General features: G+C 41.1%; 3 protein-coding genes. All 3 read right to left on the bottom strand.

Annotated elements, in window-relative coordinates; all coding sequences use genetic code 11:
- Positions 1–1,315: 2-isopropylmalate synthase (locus LBQ60_19145; protein MDR2040045.1), on the bottom strand; the 1,315-nt coding region annotated here is incomplete at its 3' end.
- Positions 1,316–1,756: 441 nt separating this feature from the next.
- Positions 1,757–2,140 carry a hypothetical protein gene (locus LBQ60_19140; protein MDR2040044.1) on the bottom strand — a complete coding sequence of 128 codons (384 nt, stop codon included), beginning with the start codon at positions 2,138–2,140 and terminating at the stop codon, positions 1,757–1,759.
- A 199-nt stretch (positions 2,141–2,339) separates the two neighbouring features.
- Positions 2,340–3,402: MBOAT family protein (locus LBQ60_19135; protein ID MDR2040043.1), on the bottom strand; the 1,063-nt coding region annotated here is incomplete at its 5' end.

The following is a 3,402-nucleotide window of genomic DNA, read 5'->3' as shown; positions in this document are numbered from 1 at the left end:
GGATAAGCTGGCGGATCGCATTGAAAGAAGCATCTACGGGACCACTACCCGATGATGTGGCAGTACAGATTTCACCATCAATATTGAGCTGCACTGTTGCCATGGGAATACTGGATTTCCCACAGACCACCTGCAGGTATTTCAGTTTTACCCGGCGCTGTTGTTCGGATTGTCCTACTCCAACAATCACACGAAGATCTTCATCGGAAATATCCTTTTTGCGGTCGGCCAGTTTCAGGAACTTCTGGTAAGCATCGTCCAGTTCTTCGGCGCTCAGTTTGTAACCCAAACGTTCCAGATGATGACTTAAAGCATGCCGCCCGCTACGTGCCGTCAATACAATGGATGATTCATTGATACCGACATCCGAAGGATCCATGATCTCATAGCTTTCCCGGTTTTTCAGCACACCGTCCTGATGTATCCCCGACGAGTGTGCAAATGCATTACGACCTACCACTGCCTTATTGGGTTGGACCGGCATACGCATCAAAGTGGAAACCAACCTTGATGTACGGTATATTCTTTTGGTATCAATTTCCGTGTAAACAGGCATATCCTTACGGCTCTTGATGGCCATTACCACTTCTTCAAGCGCTGTATTCCCCGCACGTTCACCGATACCATTGATGGTTACTTCTACCTGACGGGCACCATTGAGAACACCGGAAATGGTATTTGCCGTAGCCATCCCCAGATCATTGTGACAATGCGTGGCAAGGATCGCCTGATGGACATTTTTCACATTTTCCATCAGGTATTTAATTTTTGCTCCATATTCATCAGGAGTACAATAACCGGTTGTGTCCGGGATATTCACTACGGTAGCACCTGCTGCAATCACCGCTTCCACTACTCTTGCCAGATACTCGTTTTCCGTACGCCCGGCATCTTCTGCATAGAACTCAACGTCTTCCACATATTTCTTGGCGTATTTAACGCAAGCTGCAGCCCGTTGCAGGATATCTTCCTGTGTAGAATTAAATTTATGGTTGATATGGTACCATGATGTACCGATTCCCGTATGTATTCTCTTATTTTTTGCATAATGGAGCGCATCGGCAGCCACATCAATATCTTTTTCAACTGCCCGTGTTAATGCACAGATGGTGGGCCTGGTAATCACTTTGGATATTTCTACAATTGAATTGAAATCACCGGGACTTGAAATCGGAAACCCTGCTTCAATAACATCCACTCCCAACTCTTCAAGCGCCTTGGCTACTTCAATTTTTTCCAATGTATTCAACTGGCAACCTGGCACCTGTTCACCATCACGAAGCGTGGTGTCGAAAATATACAACTTATCACTCATGGGTTCTGAATTAATATTTCACTAATTATTTGTTATTCGATCAATCAAAAAAGCCATCCCCCGAATTAGAGAATGGCTTTGTGCTTTTTTATTTTTTAATACAACTACATACCACCCTCTATCGCTGACTAATGAGAATTAGTGCGCTACTAATGAGATTGAGGATAATACTATTATTCATGTCCTAAATTTTAAACAGAAACGTTGCAAAGATATAAAAAATATGTGCTCTACAACATATTTTCATAAAAAAGAATGTTTTTTTTCTTTACTGCCTGATGGATCCCTAATTTAAGATGTTGACTCATCCTTCTTTAAAGGAAGCCTTATTTTAAATAATAGTAATCGGTGCTATTGATCGATCATGATTACGTTGATTGAATATGAGATTGATTTATAGCATTACTCATCACTTCCCTGACACTTTACACCTTTCAAAACTCAGGGGGCGACATAATAATATATGGTGACAGCTCTTGATGCCGGACTAATCGTACGTCCTTCTTTCTCCACTACAACAGATATCTCACCACTTTTTGTAATACCATCTACTGTCAGATTGTATTTCCCTGAACCGTTTGAAGTCAATTCCCCTTTTGTTGCTCCGGTTTCTCCGGCATTTAAAACGATATCAGCAACAACCAGACCTTCAATATCCCTACAAAACTCCAGCATCAGCATGGAGGTAGTCGACGCTTCCGAGCCGTTCGCAGCCAAAGATTTGAAATTGTATCTCATATTATAATCATCCTCATTTCCACATGCAGTAAATGCAATCAAAAAAACCAATACCCAAATAGGTGAAAAATTCAATACCTGTTTCATTGTTCCTGTGTTTTGTGATTTAGTATATTTTATTTGTACATGATAGTATCATCATTTATTGCAATAACCATGCAAAATATTTAACAATTAGAACAGAATATCTGAAGTTATTGTAACCCCACCGATGGAATCTATAATTTTATTAAGATTTGATGAGAAGAAATGGTGGATTCAGAAAAGGATCAATGACCGGAACCTGCTAAAACTGAAAATAAATGAATGGTTGTATCACGGACGATTTCATTTGATAAATCATAAAAAATAACAGAATAGCAAGCAATAATTTTACGACAATGGGTGTCTTAATATACCATCCACGTATATATTCCTTCCATTGGGCAGGTGTCCAGTGCATCAGGAATCCGGCGAGTATAATCAGGAAAATAAAACGGTAACCCCAAATAATATCTTTTATAACAGACAAGGAAGTAGGAGAACAGATACGACGGATCATTTCTGTTGCCACCGACATATCCGACGCCCTGAAGAATATCCAGCAAAATGCTACGAAATGAAAAGTAATCAATACGCCCAAAAAGGAAGGTACCGGTCGTCTTCTCATCAAACTTGACGGGAAATATTTCGACCAGGCTTTATGGATGACCAATGCCAGACCGTGTAACCCACCCCAAAGAATAAAGCGCATATTGGCGCCATGCCACAACCCTCCCAGCAACATGGTGATCATCAGATTAATATCGGTACGAAGCCGTCCTTTACGATTTCCGCCCAGAGGAATATACAGATAGTCACGTAACCATGAGGAAAGCGAAATATGCCATCTTCGCCAGAAATCGGTAATATTATGTGCCTGGTAAGGTGAGTTAAAATTAGCGGGTAAGCGGAATCCCATCAATAGGGCCAATCCGATAGCAATATCGGTATATCCCGAAAAGTCACAATATATCTGTAAGGAATAACCATATACCGCCATCAGGTTTTCAAAGCCGGAATACAGTACTGGCTGGTCAAATACCCGGTCGACAAAGTTGATGGAAATATAATCGGATATCATCATTTTTTTTACCAATCCGCAACTGATCAGGAACAGGGCATGCCCCATTTCAGCTTTTCGCAACTGGTATTTACGGTATATCTGGGGAATAAATTCAGCAGCACGCACAATCGGCCCGGCAACCAACTGGGGGAAAAAGGACAAATAAAAGCCAAAATCAAGGATGTTGGTTACAACAGGCGCCTTGTTCCTATATACATCAACAATATAGCTAATGGCCTGAAATGTATAAAATGAAATGCCTACA

This window comes from Bacteroidales bacterium (assembly GCA_031275285.1).
Lineage (GTDB): Bacteria > Bacteroidota > Bacteroidia > Bacteroidales > UBA4181 > JAIRLS01.
Note: the sequence above shows the minus strand (reverse complement) of the source record. Positions and strands in the feature narration are given on the sequence as shown.

Excerpts from the sequence above, each read along its gene's own strand:
- LBQ60_19140 (MDR2040044.1), bottom strand. The coding sequence starts at position 2,140 with ATGAAACAGGTATTGAATTTTTCACCTATTTGGGTATTGGTTTTTTTG.